We start from the raw sequence: 507 nt of genomic DNA, 5'->3' as shown, positions 1-507 counted from the left end.
TTCGATGCTTCCGAAAGTCAGGTGCGGCGTCGCCGCATTCGCGCCGCCTGTCCCCGCAAGCGGTGACAGGAACAGCGCGAACGCGGCAAGCAGCGACAAGAGCAGTCGGAGCGCCATGATCGTCAGGGGGCGACCCGCTTCGCGACATAGCCGGCAAGCGCGATGGCGCGGACAAATATATCGGCTTGGCCGGTGTCGGAGCTCGTCTTGATGCGGACCTGGTTCGTCGGGCGGTCGACACTCACATCCACCACTCCCGGGACTTCACGGACAGCGCGTTCGATATGCGCCGCGCAGGACCCGCACGTCATGCCCTTGACCGAGAACAGCAGCATATTGGCATCCAGGGTTTCCATGCCATTCTCCATGGTCGAGAGCGTCTCCTCGCTTTGAGTCGACCCTTCTATCGACCTTGACATCATGTTAAGGTCAAGCCCGGCTTTTCCAGTTCGCCTGCAGTTGCAGGGCACCAAGAATTCGGGAAGTCAGTTTCATGCGAAGTGCAGA

The 507-nt window shown here is 60.6% G+C and carries 1 protein-coding gene; it reads right to left on the bottom strand.

Annotation, left to right across the window (positions count from 1 at the left end):
- Positions 1–122: 122 nt before the first annotated feature.
- A complete protein-coding gene (locus BRX37_RS26555; protein WP_047867295.1) occupies positions 123–356 on the bottom strand; it encodes a heavy-metal-associated domain-containing protein in 234 nt (77 codons plus the stop codon).
- Positions 357–507 lie beyond the last annotated feature (151 nt).

The sequence above is a fragment of the Sphingomonas sp. S-NIH.Pt3_0716 genome (assembly GCF_003950715.1).
Classification (GTDB): Bacteria; Pseudomonadota; Alphaproteobacteria; order Sphingomonadales; family Sphingomonadaceae; genus Sphingobium; species Sphingobium yanoikuyae_A.
Note: the sequence above shows the minus strand (reverse complement) of the source record. Positions and strands in the feature narration are given on the sequence as shown.

Coding starts and splice junctions, on each gene's coding strand:
- BRX37_RS26555 (WP_047867295.1), bottom strand. CDS start 356: ATGGAAACCCTGGATGCCAATATGCTGCTGTTCTCGGTCAAGGGCATG.